Raw genomic sequence first — 18,771 nt, 5'->3', positions numbered from 1 at the left:
CAATGAGAGGTTGTTCCCTTGAGTGATATGGTTAAAAACCTGATCTTCTGGTTGGTTATTACAATTGTATTAATGTCTGTATTTCAGAATTTTAACACTAACGATGTAAATAATAATCATAAAGTTGATTATTCAACTTTTTTATCAGAAGTCAATCAAGATCAGGTGCGTGAAGCATATATTAATGGACGAATGATTAGTGTTACTAAAAAAGATAGTAGTAAATATATTACCTATATTCCTATTAACGATCCTAAACTTTTAGATAATCTTTTAATTAAAAAAGTTAAGATTATTGGATCAGCCCCTGAAGAACCCAGTCTTCTTGTTTCAATTTTTATTTCTTGGTTTCCAATGTTATTGTTAATTGGAGTCTGGATTTTTTTTATGCGTCAAATGCAGATTGGTGGCGGAAAAGGTGCAATGTCATTTGGAAAAAGTAAAGCACGTATGTTATCAGAAGATCAAATTCAAACTACTTTTTCAGATGTTGCTGGATGCGATGAAGCAAAAGAAGAAGTCAGTGAATTAGTCGAATATCTTAAAGAACCGAGCCGATTTCAAAAATTAGGAGGAAAAATCCCAAAAGGTGTATTAATGGTCGGTCCTCCTGGTACTGGTAAAACATTACTTGCAAAAGCCATAGCTGGTGAAGCTAAAGTTCCATTTTTTACAATTTCTGGTTCTGATTTTGTTGAAATGTTTGTCGGAGTTGGAGCATCTAGAGTTAGAGATATGTTTGAGCATTCTCGTAAATCTGCGCCATGTATAATTTTTATTGATGAAATTGATGCAGTAGGTCGTCAAAGAGGAGCTGGATTAGGTGGTGGGCATGATGAAAGAGAGCAAACATTAAATCAAATGTTAGTTGAAATGGATGGTTTTGATAGAAATGAAGGAATTATCTTAATTGCCGCTACTAATCGACCTGATGTGTTAGATCCGGCTCTTTTACGTCCCGGTCGTTTTGATCGTCAAGTCATTGTTCCTTTACCGGATATTCGTGGAAGAGAACAAATTTTAAAAGTACATATGCGAAAAGTTCCTTTATCTAAAGATGTAGACCCAATTATTATTGCTAGGGGTACACCAGGTTTTTCGGGTGCTGATTTATCTAATTTAGTAAACGAAGCTGCACTTTTTGCTGCTAGACTTAATCATCGTGTAGTATCTATGTTAGAATTTGAAAGAGCAAAAGATAAAATGATGATGGGTTCTGAACGAAGATCAATGGTTATGAGTGATTTTCAAAAAGAATCAACTGCATATCATGAAGCTGGTCATGTTATTATTGGAAGATTAGTACCTGATCATGATCCTGCTCACAAAGTAACTATTATTCCAAGAGGAAGAGCATTAGGTGTAACATTTTTTTTACCAGAATCAGACACGTTTAGCATTAGTCGTCAAAAGTTAGAAAGTCAAATATCTACATTATACGGAGGTCGTTTGGCTGAAGAAATTATTTACGGAGCTAAAAATGTTTCTACCGGTGCATATAATGATATTAAAATAGCTACTAATTTAGCACGAAATATGGTAACACAATGGGGATTTTCAAAAAAATTAGGACCTTTATTATATACTGAAGAAGAAGGAGAAGTTTTTTTAGGTCGTTCTGTCGCAAAAATAAAACACATGTCAGATGAAACAGCTAGAATTATTGATGAAGAAGTAAGATTGTTAATTGAAATTAATTATGAAAGAGCACGAAATATCTTAAATGACAATATTGATATATTACATGCTATGAAAGAAGCTTTAATAAAATATGAAACTATTGATGCTTTTCAGATAGATGATTTAATGGAAAGAAGAGAAGTTCGTAAACCAATTGATTGGATAGATGCAAATAACAATAAATAATTTTATTTGTTAAGTAATAATACATATTTCGAAGAAACATTTATTTTGTAATGTTTGATATTCTTGTTCAATATATCTTAAAATAAGATGAAGAAATAAAGTTAATATAACTTCATCTTATTTTTAAAAAAATTTTGCAAAAATAATTTTTTTTTTAAAATAATACAAGGATTAATTATCATGACTTTTTTACAGTATTTCAAAACAGATGGAATTCGTGGAAAAGTAGGAGATAATCCAATGACATTAAATTTTTTATTAAATTTAGGCTGGTCCATTGGAACCGTATTAGGTAAAAATAAAAACAAAAAAATTATTATTGGTAGAGATACTCGTATTTCTGGAAATATGTTACAGTCTATTTTAGAATTTGGAATTTTATCTACAGGAGCATCTACTTTATTAGCTAATTGTATGCCAACCTCAGCTATTGCATATTTTACAAAATTTTTTAATGCTTCTGCTGGAATTATGATTTCCGCTTCTCATAATCTTTTTTATGATAATGGTATAAAAATTTTTTATAATAATGGTATAAAATTAACCAAAAAAATTGAATATAATATTGAAAGTCATATTAAAAATGATTTTTGTTATTCTCATTTTAATAATTTTGGTCATTCTTCAAATATTATAGATCCTGAAGATAAGTATATTAATTTTTGCAAAAATACGTTTCCTAAAAACTTAAATTTGTCATATTTTACTATTGTTATAGATTGTGCTAATGGGGCTACACATAAAGTAGCACCAAGAATTTTTCAAGATTTAGGAGCAAAAGTTATAACAATTGCAAATAATCCAAATGGAGTAAATATTAATCAAAATTCAGGATCAACTAATATTATAGAATTAAAAAAAATGGTTCTCTTAAAAAAAGCTGATATTGGATTAGCATTTGATGGAGATGGTGATCGTATTATCATGATAGATCATTTAGGTAATCAAGTAGATGGAGATCAAATACTTTATATTATTGCAAAAGAATATTTAAAAAATAAAAAATTAGAAAACGGAGTTGTTGGTACTTTAATGACTAATATAGGTGTTATTTTAGGTTTTAAACAACTTGGTATTCCATTTCATATTACTAAAATAGGTGATAGTAATGTATATAAAAAAATTAAGGAAAAAAATTGTATATTAGGAGGAGAAAAATCAGGTCATATCATTTTATTAGATCAACATTCTACAGGTGATGGAATTATAGCTAGTTTACAAGTATTGTTAAGTATGATTAATAATCATATGTCTTTATATCATTTATCAAATCAAATAAAATTACTTCCACAGATTATATTAAACATTTATTTAAAGAAAATAAAAAATATTAATAAAAATATCAAAATCAAAAATATTCTTAATCAATATAAAAAATTTTTAGGAGAAAATAGTTTCGTATTAATCCGTAAATCAGGAACAGAGCCTTGTGTAAGAATCATGGTTCAAGGAGAAAACTATACAAAAGTGCATAAGTTTGCTCATTATATTGCAGAGACTGTCAAATTACTCTAATATTATTAAACTTGTATTCAATATTTAATAATATTGAAAATATAATGTTTAATTTTCAAAATTATTTTGTATTATAATAAATAATTTATATCTAATATTTTAGATGTAAATTTTTATAAACAAAATTTTTATTTGAATATATAAATTGCATAATAAATAAATAAAAATATTATCATTAGGAAATCATTTTTTATGTATTGGTGTTTTTTAGTATTATTTATTTTTATCTCTATATCTTTAATTTTTTTAATTGTATTACAACCATCACAAGGTTTAAATAATACAATTCATTCAAATATTAAAAATAATGATAAATTTTTTAGATCTATTAAAAAAAATGATTTTTTAATAAAAATTATCAGAATATTATCTTTTTTATTTTTAATTATCAGTATAATTTTATGTAATATAAATAATAGAACAATAGATTCTAATTTATTTTTAAAAAATAATACTGACAAGAAAATAATTAAACATAATATGATAGATAAAAAACAATTACATTCTGATATACCTAATGAATTATCTTAAAAGATATAAATATTAGTTATTACATATTTTGCCGAGATGGTGAAATTGGTAGACACGCTATCTTGAGGGGATAGTGCTGAATAAGCGTATGGGTTCAAATCCCATTCTCGGTATTAAAAGAAATGTAAAATATAATTGTATTCACTTAGATTATATAATTTGTTTTAAAAAGATTCAAACATGATTGACATAAACTTTAAATAATAGGGTAATAGTACCTAAAACCCCGAATCTTCGGGGTTTTTTATTAGAATATTTATTTTCAATAATATATAGATTTATCAACATCAAAATATTAAATAACTATTAATTGTATAAAATTTTAATTCATAAAATTAATATATATATTAATAATCTAACATTCTAATAAAAACTTTTATAATTAATTATATGTAAAATAATTGTTAATTATTCATTTTAAGAAGTTTTATTTTGAGGTTCTACAAGATGAATAAAGAAATCTTAGCTGTTGTTGAAGCTGTTTCAAATGAAAAATCTCTTCCCCGTGAAAAAATTTTTGAAGCTTTAGAAATTGCATTAGCAACAGCAACGAAAAAAAAATATGATCAAGATATTGATGTAAGAGTTAGTATAAATCGAAAAAATGGTAGTTTTACTACTTTTCGACGCTGGATAATAGTAGATGTAGTAACTCAACCAACTAAAGAGATTACTTTAGAAGCCGCATGTTTTGAAGGTGGAAAATTTGCCTTAAACGATTATATAGAAGATCAAATTAAATCTGTAGATTTCGATAGAATAACTACTCAAACTGCAAAACAAGTGATTGTTCAAAAAGTACGAGAAGCTGAGCGAGCAATGTTAGTTGAACAATTTCGAAAATATATTGGTCAAATTATTACTGGAATAGTTAAAAAACATAATCGAGATAATATTATGTTAGATTTAGGAAATAATGCTGAAGCCTTAATTTTACGTGAAGGTATGTTGCCTAGAGAAAATTTTCGTCCTGGTGATCGTATTCGTGGTATTTTATATGGTGTTTATCCAGAATCTCGCGGTTCTCAATTATTTATTAGTCGTTCAAAGACAGAAATGTTAATTGAGTTATTTCGTATAGAGGTACCTGAAATTGGCGAAGAGATTATTGAAATAAAAGCAGCAGCCCGTGATCCAGGGTCTCGTGCTAAAATTGCAGTAAAAACTAATGATAAACGTATTGATCCAGTAGGTGCTTGTGTAGGAATGAGAGGGGCTCGTGTACAAGCTGTATCAAGCGAATTATGCGGTGAACGTATTGATATTATTTTATGGGATGATAATCCTGCTCAATTTGTTATAAATGCCATGGCTCCAGCAGATGTATTTTCTATTGTAGTCGATGAAGATAATCATACAATGGATATTGCTGTAGATGCTAATAATTTAGCGCAAGCTATTGGTCGTAATGGTCAAAATGTTCGATTAGCTTCTCAAATTAGTGGTTGGGAATTAAATGTTATGACAAAAGAAGATTTACATTCTAAACATCAAGAAGAAGCGCATGCTGCTTTTAGTATTTTAAAAAATCATTTAAATATTAATGAAAATATTATTAAAATTTTAGTAAAAGAAGGTTTTTCTTCTTTAGAAGAATTAGTGTATATACCCTTTGATGAATTATTAAAAATTAAAAGTTTAACAAAATCAGAAGTAATATTAGTGCGTGAAACTGCAAAAAATCAATTATTATCAATAGAATTAGCTCATAAAAATATTTTTAAAGAAAAAAAAATTGAAGAAAATTTATTAAAAATTGATGGCATGAATTCAGTTCTGGCTAATCAATTAGCACAAAAAAATATATTTACTTTAGAAGAGTTAGCTGATCAAGGAATTGATGATTTAAGTGATATAAAAAATTTAAACTCAGAACAAGCTGGTTTGTTGATTATGACTGCTCGTAATATTTGTTGGTTCGGTGGTAGTAAAGTCTGATAATAGGAAAATAGTATGCCAGATATAAGTTTAATAGTTTTATCTAATGAAATGAAAATAGCAATAAATGAATTAATAAAAGCATTATCGCACATAGGAATACAAAAAAATCAAAATGATAATATTAGTTTATTTGAAAAAAAACTTTTATTAAAATATTTAGAATCACAAAAACAATCTTCTTTAGATACTTTAATTTTACAGAGGAAAACACGAAGTATATTAAATATTTCAACTGTTGGGGGGAAAAATAAATCTATACAAGTTGAAATTAGGAAGAAAAAAACTTACTTAAAAAGTAAAGATCAAAATATTTTTAAAAAAACAATAGAAGATACTAAAATAGCAAAACAAGAAAGTGATAATTGCAAACAAAAGGAATTAAAAAATCATATTACACTACCTAATGTACAAAAAAAAAATAAATATACTCCAGTCAATCATGATGTAAAAAATATACAATCTACCAAGCATATTGAATTAAATATTTTTGATAAAAATAATAAAAAAAGAATTAAGAATCAAAAAGAACATTGGTCTGTATATGACGAAGAAAAAAAAGATTATCATTTAACGACTTTTTTACATGCACGTCAAGCTGAAGATGAAAATGACAGAGCAGTAGAAATAGATAAAAGAAATCATCATAGAACATTAAAAAATTATCGTAAAAAGAAAAATAACAAACAATTTCAGCATGGAAAAAATTATAAAGAAGAAAGTCGCACTACTAATCGTAATAAAAAAATTTTAAAACAAAAAAATAAATCTATTTTATTGCAACAAGTGTTTCAAAAACCCGAAGCTATTATTAATAGAGATGTAATTATTAATAGTTCTATTTCTGTGTCAGATTTAGCTAATAAAATGGCAGTAAAAAGTTCTGAAGTAATAAAAAATATGATGAATATGGGTATTTTTGGTACTATTAATCATATTCTTGATCAAGATACAGCACAATTAATCGCAGAAGAAATGGGTCATAAAGTTATTATACGTCGTGAAAATGTATTAGAAGAACTAATTATGAAAGATCGTGACACAGGGAATAATGTTTTTATTATTAGAGCTCCAATAGTCACTATCATGGGACACGTAGATCATGGTAAAACTTCATTATTAGATTATATTCGCTCAACTAAGACTGCATTTTATGAAGCTGGAGGTATTACACAAAATATTGGAGCATATTATGTAACTACTGATTTAGGTGATATTACTTTTTTAGATACTCCAGGACATTCAGCATTTACTGCTATGAGAGCTCGCGGAGTTCAATTAACTGATATTGTTGTATTAGTTGTAGCTGCAGATGATGGTGTTATGCCGCAAACTATTGAAGCAATTCAACATGCAAAAGAAGCCAATGTTCCTTTGATTGTTGCTATAAATAAAATTGATAAAATAGATGCAGATATTGAAAAAATAAAAAATGATTTAACCAAACATAATATTTTATCAGAAGAATGGGGAGGTGAAAATATATTTGTATCTATTTCTGCAAAAACAGGAAAAGGGATTAATAAATTATTAAGTTCAATTTTATTGCAAGCAGAAATGTTAGAGCTTAAAGTTCCATCTACTGGTATGGCGGAAGGGATTGTTATAGAATCTTTTCTTGATAAAGGTCGCGGGCCTATAGCAACTGTATTAGTTAAAAAAGGAAAATTAAATAAAGGAGATATAATATTATGTGGCCTTGAATATGGTCGTGTTAAAGCTTTATATAACCAAGATGGTTGTGAAATTGATAGCGTAGGCCCTTCGATACCCGTAGAAATTTTAGGATTATCTAAAGTACCGTTTTCTGGAGATATTGTAACTGTAGTACGAGATGAAAGAAAAGCAAAAGAAGTTGCTTTATATCGTCAAGAAAAATCTCGTGAAATCAAATTATTAAATCAAAATACAATTAATTTAGATAATATGTTTGATAAAATAAATAAAAATAATATTTCGGAATTAAAAATAATTCTTAAATCTGATATACAAGGTTCTTTAGAAGCTATTTCTAGCGCGTTATTAAAATTATCTAATGATGAAGTTAAAATAAATATTATAGGAGTAGGTATTGGAGGAATTACAGAAACAGATGCTTCTTTAGCATTAGCTTCAAACGCTATTATTTTAGGGTTTAATGTGAGAGCAGATGCTTCTGCTAAAAAAATTATTCATACAGAAAATTTAGATTTAAGATATTATTCAGTAATTTATGATTTAATCAATGAAGTTAAATCTTCTATGACTGGTTTATTATCACCAAAATATCAAGAAAAAATTATTGGTTTAGCCGAAATTAGGAATATATTTAAATCTCCTAAATATGGTTTAATAGCTGGTTGCATGGTAACAGAAGGTCTGATTAAGCGTAATAATCCTATTCATATTTTAAGAGATAATATTGTTATATATAAAGGAGAATTAGAATCTTTACGACGTTTTAAGGAAGATTTAAATGAAATACGTCATGGATTAGAATGTGGAATTGGAATTAAAAATTATCACGATCTATGTATTGGAGATATTATAGAAGTTTTTGAAGTAAAAGAAATTGAAAAAATATTATAAATTATTATTTTTTATTTTATTTGGTTAGATAATTATGGAAAAATCATTTAGTAGATCTATTCGTATTGCTCAAGAATTAAAAAAAAATATATCTCAAATTATACAATTTTCACTTAAAGATCCTCGTATTGTAACTATGATTACAGTTTCACAAGTAAAAATTTCTAAAGATTTATCTCATGCTCAAGTATTTTTGAGTTTTTTTGATATCAATCAATTAAGTAACGTTAAAAAAACGTTAATAATACTAAATAAATCTATTAGTTATATTCGTAAAATATTATGTAAAAAAATGAAATTAAGGATTATACCTAATATTATTTTTTATTATGATGATACATTAATCAAAGGAGATAAAATTTCATTTCTATTAAAAACAATAATAAAACATAATAAATATACAGATTCTATTTCATAAAATAAGGTAAAATAGATGTTTTTTTATAAAAAACGTAATATACATGGGCTGTTATTATTAGATAAACCAAAAGGCATATCTTCAAATAATGCTTTGCAAAAAGTTAAAACAATTTTTCATGCAAAAAAAGCAGGTTATGTTGGTACGTTAGATCCCTTAGCTACAGGAATGTTACCTATTTGTTTTGGAGAATCAACAAAATTTTCTCATTATTTAATGCAATCTAATAAAAGATATCATGTTATTGCTAAATTAGGCGAAAAAACATCTACTTTTGATTCTGATGGAATTGTTGTACAAAAACGTCCAATTTTATTTAATTCTGTTCAACTTAAATTGTCAATTAATGAATTTATTGGAGTGATTAATCAAATACCTTCTATGTATTCAGCAATTAAATATAAAGGTTTGCCTTTATATAAATATGCGCGTCAAGGATTGAATATTGAACGTAAAATAAGAAAAATTATAATATATAATATATATTCTATTTATCAAAAAAAAAATATAATTGAATTTAAAATATTATGTTCAAAAGGAACATATATTCGAACACTTGTTGATGATTTAGGAGAAAAACTAGGATGCGGTGCTCATGTTATTTTTTTAAGACGATTACAAGTATCTTCATATTTACATGATCAATTAATAACATTATCTAGTTTATATAAAATACTTAATGCAAATTATATAAATAAAATAAATTTTTTTAAAAAAATTGATAAATTATTAATGCCAATAGACAGCCCAGTCTCTTTTTTGCCTCAAATCCATCTTGCGAATCAACAATCTTATAACTTTTTATTAGGTCAAATAATTAGTTTAAATTATAATATAAAAAATGGTTTAGTACGCGTTCTAGATGAAGAAAAAAAATTTCTTGGTTTAGGAGAGATAAAAAAAGAAACATTATTAATTCCATATAGATTAGTTTCTACATATGCTAATTCAGTTATTCACTATTAAATTTAAGATTAGCATGATATTATTTTAAAATAATTTAATTAAGAAAGTGAAGATTAATTTAATATAATTTGAAACATATTATATGGAGTCTTATTACATGTTTTTATCAAAAATGAATAAAAAAGATATTATTTCAAAATATGGAACATCAAAAAAAGATAGTGGAGTTACAGAAGTACAAATTGCATTATTAACTCAACAAATCAATCATCTTCAAATACATTTTACTCAACACAAAAAAGATCATTGTAGTCGAAGAGGTCTTTTGAATATGGTTTCAAAGCGTCGTAAATTATTAGATTATTTAAAAAAAAAAAATATAGATCGTTATACTGTCTTAATTGATAATTTGAATTTAAGACGATAAATAATTTTTGTACAATTAAGTTCTATATTAATAAAAATACAATTTTATAAAGGGCTTTATCAGCCCTTTTTGCAATTTAATTTTAAAAATTTTATTTAAATGTTTTTTTATTTAAATTAGTTTCATGTTAAGGATATTATTTTGCTAAATCCCATTATACGTAAATTTCAATATGGTCAACATACTATTACATTAGAAACAGGAGTAATGGCTAGACAAGCAACAGCTGCAGTAATGGCCAGCATGGATGATACAGCAGTATTTGTAACTGTTGTTGGACAAAAAAAAATATATTCAGGACAAAAATTTTTTCCATTAACTGTAAATTATCAAGAACGCACATATGCTGCAGGTCGTATACCTGGAGGATTTTTTAGACGTGAAGGACGTCCAAGTGAAAATGAGATTTTAACGGCTCGTTTAATAGATCGTCCAATTCGTCCATTATTTCCAAAGAGTTTTTTAAATGAAGTACAAATAACTGCTACAGTAGTATCAGTTAATCCACAAATTAATCCTGATATTATTTCAATTATAGGAGCGTCAGCAGCACTTAGTTTATCAGGTATTCCATTTTATGGACCTATAGGTGCAGCTAGAGTAGGTTATATTAAGAATCAATATATATTAAATCCCTTAGGAGATGATATAAAAAACAGTTCTTTAGATTTAGTTATTGCTGGAACACAAAACGCAATTTTGATGGTAGAGGCTGAATCTAAAATACTTAGTGAAGAAACAATGCTTGGAGCTATTATATTTGGCCATCAACAGCAACAAGTAGTGATTAATAATATTCGCTCATTTTCTAATGAAGCTAGCAAACTACCTTGGGTAATATCTTATCCAGAAACTAGTAAAATGTTAGAATCAAAAATTATTCGTTTATCACAAGAAAATATCAGTAATGCTTATTTAATTTTTAATAAACAAGAACGATTTGAGCGATTAAATAATATTAAAGAAGAAGTAATTAAAATTTGCTTAGAAGATGATTCAAATATTGATATATCAATAATAGAAGATATTTTACAAAATCTTGAAAAACAAATTGTACGTAAACGCATATTAAGTAATCAAATACGTATTGATGGTCGTGAAACAGATATGATCCGAGCGTTAGATATTCGAACTGGTATTTTGCCTCGCACACATGGCTCTTCTTTATTTACTAGAGGTGAAACTCAAGCTTTAGTTGCTGTAACCTTAGGAACATCTAGAGATGCTCAAAATTTAGACGAATTATTAGGAGATAGAATAGAAAATTTTTTATTTCATTATAATTTTCCTCCATATTCTGTTGGAGAAATCGGAATAGTTGGATCACCTAAAAGGCGAGAAATTGGACATGGTCGCCTTGCTAAAAGAAGTCTTTTAGCTGTAATGCCGACATTAAATGATTTTCCTTATACTATTCGAGTAGTATCAGAAATCACTGAATCTAATGGTTCTTCATCCATGGCATCTGTATGTGGAGCTTCTTTAGCTTTAATGGATGCTGGTGTTCCAATTAAGTCTGCTGTTGCTGGGATAGCAATGGGATTAGTAAAAGAAGGCAACAAGTATGTTTTACTTTCAGATATTTTAGGCGATGAAGATCATTTAGGTGATATGGATTTTAAAGTTGCAGGTACAAAAGAAGGAATTACATCTTTACAAATGGATATGAAGATAGAAGGTATCACTAATGAAATTATACATGTAGCTTTAAATGAAGCGCGATCAGCTAGATTGCACATTTTAAATATTATGAATCAAGCCTTAAGCAAATCAAGAAATGAAATATCTGAATTTGCTCCTAGAATTCATACCATCAAAATTAATCCTGAAAAAATTAAAGACGTTATAGGAAAAGGAGGTTCTGTAATTCGAATGTTAACAGAAGAAACTGGAACGATTATTGAAATTGAAGATGACGGTACAGTTAAAATATCATCTAATGTTAGAGAAAAAGCTAATCATGCTATTCGTAGAATTGAAGAAATTACAGAAGAAATTGAAATAGGACGAATTTATTCAGGAAAGGTAACTCGAATTGTTGATTTTGGTGCTTTTGTATCTATTGGTTTTGGAAAAGAAGGATTAGTACATATTTCACAAATTTCTAAAAAAAGAGTTGAGAAAGTATCAAATCATTTAAAACTTGATCAAGTTATATCTGTTAAAGTTTTAGAGATAGATCGTCAAGGTCGGTTGAGACTTAGTATCAAAGAAATCGAAGATTCTAACTTATCTAATAGAATGTTAAATAATACTATTATTTGATTTACTCAGTAAATTAAAATATTATTTATATTTTTTCAATAAAATATAGATTTATGTTTGTTCAAATAGTACCATATAAATAGAAATCGTATAAAATTTAATTTTTTATTATTTTAATAATATCTGATCAATATTAATATATTATTTTTTAATCTACTAATATTTTAATTTCATACAGATATTATATATTTAAAATAATTATTAGAAACAACTGATTAATATTATTATTAATTTATATGAAAAATTTAATAATATTATTTTTTAGATCATTTAATTTTGCCGGTTCACACTTTTCAATGAGAATAAATAATTATTTTCATCATGAGCTATGTAGACTGGCTACTGTAACTGAAAAGGCATATCTACTGCATGACTCATATTGAAAGCACATTTTCTGTTCTTGGTTTAAATTCTTTTCTGATTCAATCTTTAAGCGAAATGGGTTATGTCAAACCTTCGCCTATTCAAAAAACATGTATTCCTCTTTTATTGCAAGGACGTGATGTATTAGGAATGGCTCAAACAGGTAGCGGAAAAACTGCTGCTTTTGCATTACCATTGTTACATAATCTTAATATTCATTTAAAAGCTCCTCAAATTTTAGTTTTAGCTCCTACACGAGAATTAGCTGTTCAAGTAGCAGAAGCATTTTCAGATTTTTCTAAATATATAATTGGTATTAATGTATTACCTTTATATGGTGGTCAAAGATATGATTTACAGTTACGTGCATTACGACAAGGACCTCAAATTGTAGTCGGCACTCCAGGTCGTTTATTAGACCACTTAAAACGTGGAACACTTAACCTTTCAAATTTACATAGTTTAGTTTTAGATGAAGCAGATGAAATGTTACGAATGGGATTTATAGAAGATGTAGAAACAATTATGACAAAAATTCCAAAAACACATCAAACGGCATTATTTTCAGCTACTATGCCGGAAGCTATACGTCGCATTTCTAAAAGATTCATGAATAATCCAGAAGAAATAAAAATACAATCTAATATTACTACACGTCCAGATATAAAACAAAGTTACTGGATGGTATATGGTCGAAAAACTGATGCGTTAATTCGTTTCTTAGAAGTAGAAGATTTTTCTGCTACAATTATTTTTGTTAAAACTAAAAATGCAACTTTAGAAGTTTCTGAAGCGCTAGAAAAAAATGGATATAATAGCGCTGCATTAAATGGAGATATGAATCAAGCTTTAAGAGAGCAAACTTTAGAGAGATTGAAAAATGGTAGATTAGATATTTTAATTGCTACTGATGTTGCTGCTCGAGGTTTAGATGTTGATCGTATTAGTTTTGTGATTAATTATGATATCCCAATGGATTCAGAATCTTATGTACATCGTATAGGTCGTACAGGACGAGCAGGTAGAGCAGGTCGAGCACTATTATTTGTTGAAAATCGTGAGCGTCGTTTATTACGAAATATAGAATATACTGTTAAACAGTCGATTCCAGAAGTACAATTGCCTAATATAGAATTATTATGTAAAAGACGTCTTGAAAAATTTGCAAAAAAAGTTCAAGAACAATTAGAAAGTCGTGATTTAGATGAATATAGTGCATTATTAGATAAATTATATTCATCAGATGATTTAGATATTAAGACTTTAGCTGCTGCTTTATTAAAAATGGCTCAAGGTGAACGTCCTTTAATTATTAAAAAAGATTTAATTAAACGTCCATCTCGTGATATTTTGTTAAAAAATGATCGTCGATATGAAGATAAAAGAAATAACCACAGATTGCGTCGTGAATTTCGTGAACAGAAAGATATAGATTTATATCGTATTGAAGTTGGTCGCAACGATGGTGTAGAAGTGCGTCATATAGTTGGAGCTATTGCCAATGAAGGCAATATTCATAGTCGTCATATTGGCAACATTAAACTTTTTTCTTCTTATTCAATAATTGAGTTGCCTAAAGGAAATTCAAAAGATTTATTACAAAAATTTTCTCGTACTAGAATTTTAAATAAATTAATTAATATAAAATTATTACGAGATGCTCGTAATTACGACAGTAAAACATCTAATCGTGCGATATTAAATCGAGATAAAAACAATAATCGTTTTATTTCTGAGCATAATTCAAATAAAATTCACTTATCTAAAAAAAATGAATCAAAATCATCTTTTATTCGTCGTAAAAATATTTAGTATATTGTTTTTTATGCCGCTTTGCGGCATATTAATTTATATATTAATTATGATCTTTAAATGCTATGGCTTCAATTTCTATTTTTACGTTTTTAGGTAATGCTTGTACTTCTATGCAAGATCGAGCTGGAAAAATTTTTGTATGATTTAAAAAAAATTTTTTATAAATTTCATTAATAATGTTAATTTTTTTTAAAGTAGTAGTAAATATAGTTGTCTTAACAATATCTTTAACATGAAATTTTGCATTTATTAAAATAGATTCAATATTTTTTAATACAAGATAAGTTTGTTCTGCAATATTATCTGGTATATGATTAGACATCATATCAATAGGTATTTGGCCTGATAATATAATCATATTATTAACTTGAATTGCTTGAGAATAAGGACCAATAGGTTTAGGAGCAGTTGTTGTATTTATGATATATGTCATGTAAATTATTCTCTTTTTTTTAATTAAAATATGTTATTGATCTGATTATATTATTTTTTAAATAGTTGTATAATATGGATATTTTTTAAAAAAAATATTTTTATTTATATGATTAGTAATGTATACATTTCTATAGATTTTTTAATTTTTTATTAATTTTGAAAATTAATCTTAGTGTATATATTAATATTTTTTATTTTAGTAAACGGTAATGACTACAATAATTATTAATTAATATATAATTTTTTATTAATATAACTATTATTATCAAAACAATTTTTTCTTACTTATTCATTTCTATTTTAGATAATATTAATTTATATTAATAGTAATTATTAATATTATAAAATAATTAAAAATATTAATTTTACTTCACTATATGATAAATATCATATTTAGTATGTAATATGATGGCTTTGTATACATAAAATTTAATATTCATTAAAAAATTATTATGTATTTTTTAATATACGATCAACAATAAAATACATTACATTATTGTGTTATATTTATTTATTTTTAGCAACTATATTGAAAATACTATTTTTTTTATATGCAATATAGTGTGAGAAAATACTATTATTATTAAATATATACCTTTTAACTATATATCATTTTAAATTATATTATTTAAAAAAATTGTATAACTAATTAATTTAACTCAATAATTTATATTTTTTTAAAATTTTATATACTATATAATTAATAATATTTAATGAAATATATATTAAGTTGTTTAAAAGATTATATTTATATTTAAAAACTACATTATGAATTTTATTAGATATATTATAAACTTTAAAAAATAAACAAATATCAATTTAATAAGTGCAATCATACTAAAAAAATCATTTTAATTTTGAATGTATAAAATATTATCACTTATTTTAAAGACTAATTTTTTGTAATAAACTAGATATAAGAATTGCTTTTATAGTATGTAATCGATTCTCAGCTTGCTGAAAAATAATATCTTCATTTTTTTGAAATACATCATGAGTAATTTCAATTCCATTGTCAAATCCATATTTTTTAGATAAATTTCTTCCTATTTCAGTATGTTGATCATGTAACGCAGGTAAACAATGTAATACTTTAATATCTGGATTATTAGTCATATCTAGCATTGATGTATTGACTTGATAAGGACGTAATAATTGAATTCTTTTTTCCCAATTGTCTTGTGATTCACCCATTGACATCCAAACATCAGTATATATAAAATCTACATTTTTTACGCCTTTTTGAATATTTTCAGTATATATTATATTCGATGGATAATTTTTTTGATTTTCTTGATGTAACTTTAATATTTTTTTTTCTGGCCAATATTTTTTAGGAGCAATGATACGCAGAGTAAAATTAAATAATAAAGCAGCTTCTAATAAACTATTTCCTATATTATTACTTGCGTCTCCAACATATGCACATGTAATTTCATGAAATTTTTTATTTGGATATATTTCTTGAATAGTTAATAAATCAGCAAGTAATTGAGTTGGATGGAATTTTTTAGTTAAACCATTCCAAACAGGAACGTTTGAATTATCTGCTAAAATTTCTATTTTTTTATGATCATGTCCTCTATATTGAATACCATCATATAAACGTCCAAGTATTTTGGCTGTATCTGAAATTGATTCTTTTTGTCCAATATGCGTACTACCTGGTCCAAGATATGTAACATGCGCTCCTTGATCAAATGCAGCTAATTCAAAAGCACATCTAGTGCGAGTAGATTCTTTTTCAAAAATTAAAACAATATTTTTTTTTTGAAGTAATTGAATTTCTGTATTATTTTGTTTATTTTTTTTTAATTTTTGCGCTAATTTAATTATACTTTTTAACTCTAATGCATTAAAATCAAACAGTCTTAAAAAATGACGTTGATAAAGATGATTCATAATTAAATACTCATTTATAGTATGAAAAAATATATTTTTATATATTCTAATTGAAGAAAAATTATTTTTATAGTATATAATATTTTATTTTAAATTATATGAATAAATCTTATAATTAAAATATTGTTTTAAAAGAATATAAAATATAAAAATATTTTTTATAATGCTTTTAATATTAATTTTTAAATAATTAAATTAACTATATTTAAATAAGTGATAATTCGATGAATTTTTTTATAAAAAAATGTTTATTAGAATCCGAAGAAACGGATTGTATTGTTTTAGCTATTTTTGAATCGTGTGAATTTTCTGAATCTTTAAATTATTTAAATAAATGTAGTAATAATTATATTGCTTCTTTAGTGAAATTAGGTGATATTAACGGTAAAATAGGAGAAACATTATTATTGTATAATGTTCCTAACATTATATCAAAAAGAATATTATTAGTAGGGTGTGGTAAAAAAAATAAATTAAATATATCGCGTTTTAAAAAACTTATAAAAAATAGTATAAAGGTATTAAAAAAATATTCTATTAAACATATTATTTATTCTTTTTCAGAATTAATTATTAATGTAAATAATAATATATATTGGATTATTAGATTAATATTGCTGTCTATAGAAGATAGTTGTTATAATATTTTTAAAGAAAACAGTATTAAAAAAAATAATTTCAATATTCATGATGTAGTGTTAAATGTTTTAATAAAATCTGATTTATATTATGCGAAAATATCTTTACAACATGCACTAGCTATTAGTTCTGGTATTCAATCAGCTAAAAATCTAAGCAATTTGCCACCTAATATTTGTACTCCATTATATTTATCTGGTGAAGTTAAAAAACTATGTAAAAAATATAAAAGAAATATTTCTGTGGAAGTTATTGATATAGAGCAAATGAAAAAATTAGGAATGAATGCGTATGTAGCTGTTGGGAACGGATCAAAAAATAAACCATTTATGTCTATCGTGAGATATTCTCAAGAAGATAGTAATGTTAATAAAAAAACTATTGCTTTAGTAGGGAAAGGTGTAACATTTGATTCTGGAGGCATATCTATTAAGCCTGCTTTGAATATGCATTATATGAAATACGATATGTGTGGTGCTGCAGCTGTATATGGTATATTGACAATGGTTGCTAAATTACAGCTTCCTTTAACAATAATAGGTATTTTATCTGGTTGTGAAAACATGCCTAGTGGTCAATCTTTTAGACCTGGTGATGTTATAACTACTATGTCGGGGAAAACAGTAGAAGTATTAAATACAGATGCAGAAGGACGTTTAGTTTTATGTGATTCATTGACATATTTAGAACGTTTTTCTCCTGATATCGTAATTGATATTGCAACATTAACTGGAGCTTGTGTTACAGCTTTAGGAGAATCAATTAGTGGTCTTTTTACTAATGATCCAGAATTAGAAAAACAATTATATTTTGCTGCTGAACAAACAAATGATAAAGTATGGTCTTTACCATTAGCTTCAGAATATCAAAAAGATTTAATTTCTAATATTGCAGATTTATCTAATTCAGGAAAAAGTCATGCTGGAGCTATAACTGCTGCCTGTTTTCTTGCAAATTTTACAAAAAAATATAAGTGGGCACATTTAGATATTGCTGGTACTGCATGGAAATCTAGTAGAACAGAAGGAGCAACAGGACGTCCTGTAGAACTGTTATGTCAATTTTTGCTTAATCAACTAGATAATTATTCGTTTTCACAAATTAATAAGTAAATTAATCATTTTTATTTGTTAATTAAATGATTTTTATTTATATCGTAATATTACTTTTTACACTAAGATAA

At 25.8% G+C, this 18,771-nt stretch carries 13 protein-coding genes and 1 tRNA gene; 12 read left to right on the top strand and 2 right to left on the bottom strand.

All coding sequences use genetic code 11. The annotated features are described in order from the left end of the window. The first annotated feature begins 27 nt into the window (after nucleotides 1-27). The 11 genes from ftsH to GUU85_RS01730 all read left to right on the top strand — a co-directional run bounded on the left by ftsH (nucleotide 28) and on the right by GUU85_RS01730 (nucleotide 14,609). Nucleotides 28-1,866 carry an ATP-dependent zinc metalloprotease FtsH gene (ftsH, locus tag GUU85_RS01780; protein WP_163119385.1) on the top strand — a complete coding sequence of 613 codons (1,839 nt, stop codon included), beginning with the start codon at nucleotides 28-30 and terminating at the stop codon, nucleotides 1,864-1,866. A 180-nt stretch (nucleotides 1,867-2,046) separates the two neighbouring features. Further along, nucleotides 2,047-3,381 (top strand): phosphoglucosamine mutase, encoded by a 1,335-nt coding sequence (glmM, locus tag GUU85_RS01775; RefSeq protein WP_163119384.1) that lies wholly within the window; start codon nucleotides 2,047-2,049, stop codon nucleotides 3,379-3,381. A 192-nt stretch (nucleotides 3,382-3,573) separates the two neighbouring features. Further along, nucleotides 3,574-3,912 (top strand): preprotein translocase subunit SecG, encoded by a 339-nt coding sequence (secG, locus tag GUU85_RS01770; RefSeq protein ID WP_163119383.1) that lies wholly within the window; start codon nucleotides 3,574-3,576, stop codon nucleotides 3,910-3,912. 30 nt (nucleotides 3,913-3,942) lie between these two features. After that, nucleotides 3,943-4,025, top strand: a tRNA-Leu gene (locus GUU85_RS01765). Between the two features lie 334 nt (nucleotides 4,026-4,359). Beyond that, nucleotides 4,360-5,850, top strand: coding sequence for a transcription termination factor NusA (gene nusA, locus GUU85_RS01760; protein ID WP_163119382.1), 1,491 nt, complete (start codon nucleotides 4,360-4,362; stop codon nucleotides 5,848-5,850). A gap of 15 nt (nucleotides 5,851-5,865) precedes the next feature. Further along, nucleotides 5,866-8,418 (top strand): translation initiation factor IF-2, encoded by a 2,553-nt coding sequence (gene infB / locus GUU85_RS01755; RefSeq protein WP_163119381.1) that lies wholly within the window; start codon nucleotides 5,866-5,868, stop codon nucleotides 8,416-8,418. Nucleotides 8,419-8,452: 34 nt separating this feature from the next. Next, nucleotides 8,453-8,836 carry a 30S ribosome-binding factor RbfA gene (rbfA, locus tag GUU85_RS01750; protein ID WP_163119380.1) on the top strand — a complete coding sequence of 128 codons (384 nt, stop codon included), beginning with the start codon at nucleotides 8,453-8,455 and terminating at the stop codon, nucleotides 8,834-8,836. A 15-nt stretch (nucleotides 8,837-8,851) separates the two neighbouring features. Beyond that, nucleotides 8,852-9,802 (top strand): tRNA pseudouridine(55) synthase TruB, encoded by a 951-nt coding sequence (gene truB, locus GUU85_RS01745; protein WP_163119379.1) that lies wholly within the window; start codon nucleotides 8,852-8,854, stop codon nucleotides 9,800-9,802. A gap of 97 nt (nucleotides 9,803-9,899) precedes the next feature. After that, on the top strand, nucleotides 9,900-10,169 hold the full coding sequence (rpsO, locus tag GUU85_RS01740; protein WP_163119378.1) for a 30S ribosomal protein S15: 270 nt from the start codon (nucleotides 9,900-9,902) through the stop codon (nucleotides 10,167-10,169). A gap of 141 nt (nucleotides 10,170-10,310) precedes the next feature. Then, a complete protein-coding gene (gene pnp, locus GUU85_RS01735; protein WP_163119377.1) occupies nucleotides 10,311-12,434 on the top strand; it encodes a polyribonucleotide nucleotidyltransferase in 2,124 nt (707 codons plus the stop codon). A 369-nt stretch (nucleotides 12,435-12,803) separates the two neighbouring features. Then, the gene (locus GUU85_RS01730) at nucleotides 12,804-14,609 is read left to right on the top strand and encodes a DEAD/DEAH family ATP-dependent RNA helicase (protein WP_163119376.1); all 1,806 of its coding nucleotides are present in this window, start codon (nucleotides 12,804-12,806) and stop codon (nucleotides 14,607-14,609) included. 43 nt (nucleotides 14,610-14,652) lie between these two features. Here the strand turns inward: GUU85_RS01730 and GUU85_RS01725 are convergent, their stop codons facing one another. After that, a complete protein-coding gene (locus GUU85_RS01725; RefSeq protein WP_163119374.1) occupies nucleotides 14,653-15,045 on the bottom strand; it encodes a Rid family detoxifying hydrolase in 393 nt (130 codons plus the stop codon). Between the two features lie 887 nt (nucleotides 15,046-15,932). Next, on the bottom strand, nucleotides 15,933-16,949 hold the full coding sequence (argF, locus tag GUU85_RS01720) for an ornithine carbamoyltransferase (RefSeq protein WP_163119372.1): 1,017 nt from the start codon (nucleotides 16,947-16,949) through the stop codon (nucleotides 15,933-15,935). A 224-nt stretch (nucleotides 16,950-17,173) separates the two neighbouring features. On the opposite strand from argF, the gene GUU85_RS01715 reads away from it, so the two are divergent. After that, nucleotides 17,174-18,700, top strand: a complete 1,527-nt coding sequence (locus GUU85_RS01715) for a leucyl aminopeptidase (RefSeq protein ID WP_163119371.1) — start codon at nucleotides 17,174-17,176, stop codon at nucleotides 18,698-18,700. Nucleotides 18,701-18,771 lie beyond the last annotated feature (71 nt).

The sequence above is a fragment of the Buchnera aphidicola (Uroleucon sonchi) genome (assembly GCF_011035165.1).
Taxonomy (GTDB): domain Bacteria; phylum Pseudomonadota; class Gammaproteobacteria; order Enterobacterales; family Enterobacteriaceae; genus Buchnera; species Buchnera aphidicola_BE.
Note: the sequence above shows the minus strand (reverse complement) of the source record. Positions and strands in the feature narration are given on the sequence as shown.

Bases quoted from the DNA above. Each gene is read 5' to 3' on its own strand.
- ftsH (WP_163119385.1), top strand. From the start codon at position 28: ATGGTTAAAAACCTGATCTTCTGGTTGGTTATTACAATTGTATTAATG.
- glmM (WP_163119384.1), top strand. From the start codon at position 2,047: ATGACTTTTTTACAGTATTTCAAAACAGATGGAATTCGTGGAAAAGTA.
- secG (WP_163119383.1), top strand. From the start codon at position 3,574: ATGTATTGGTGTTTTTTAGTATTATTTATTTTTATCTCTATATCTTTA.
- nusA (WP_163119382.1), top strand. From the start codon at position 4,360: ATGAATAAAGAAATCTTAGCTGTTGTTGAAGCTGTTTCAAATGAAAAA.
- infB (WP_163119381.1), top strand. From the start codon at position 5,866: ATGCCAGATATAAGTTTAATAGTTTTATCTAATGAAATGAAAATAGCA.
- rbfA (WP_163119380.1), top strand. From the start codon at position 8,453: ATGGAAAAATCATTTAGTAGATCTATTCGTATTGCTCAAGAATTAAAA.
- truB (WP_163119379.1), top strand. From the start codon at position 8,852: ATGTTTTTTTATAAAAAACGTAATATACATGGGCTGTTATTATTAGAT.
- rpsO (WP_163119378.1), top strand. From the start codon at position 9,900: ATGTTTTTATCAAAAATGAATAAAAAAGATATTATTTCAAAATATGGA.
- GUU85_RS01730 (WP_163119376.1), top strand. From the start codon at position 12,804: ATGACTCATATTGAAAGCACATTTTCTGTTCTTGGTTTAAATTCTTTT.
- GUU85_RS01725 (WP_163119374.1), bottom strand. From the start codon at position 15,045: ATGACATATATCATAAATACAACAACTGCTCCTAAACCTATTGGTCCT.
- argF (WP_163119372.1), bottom strand. From the start codon at position 16,949: ATGAATCATCTTTATCAACGTCATTTTTTAAGACTGTTTGATTTTAAT.
- GUU85_RS01715 (WP_163119371.1), top strand. From the start codon at position 17,174: ATGAATTTTTTTATAAAAAAATGTTTATTAGAATCCGAAGAAACGGAT.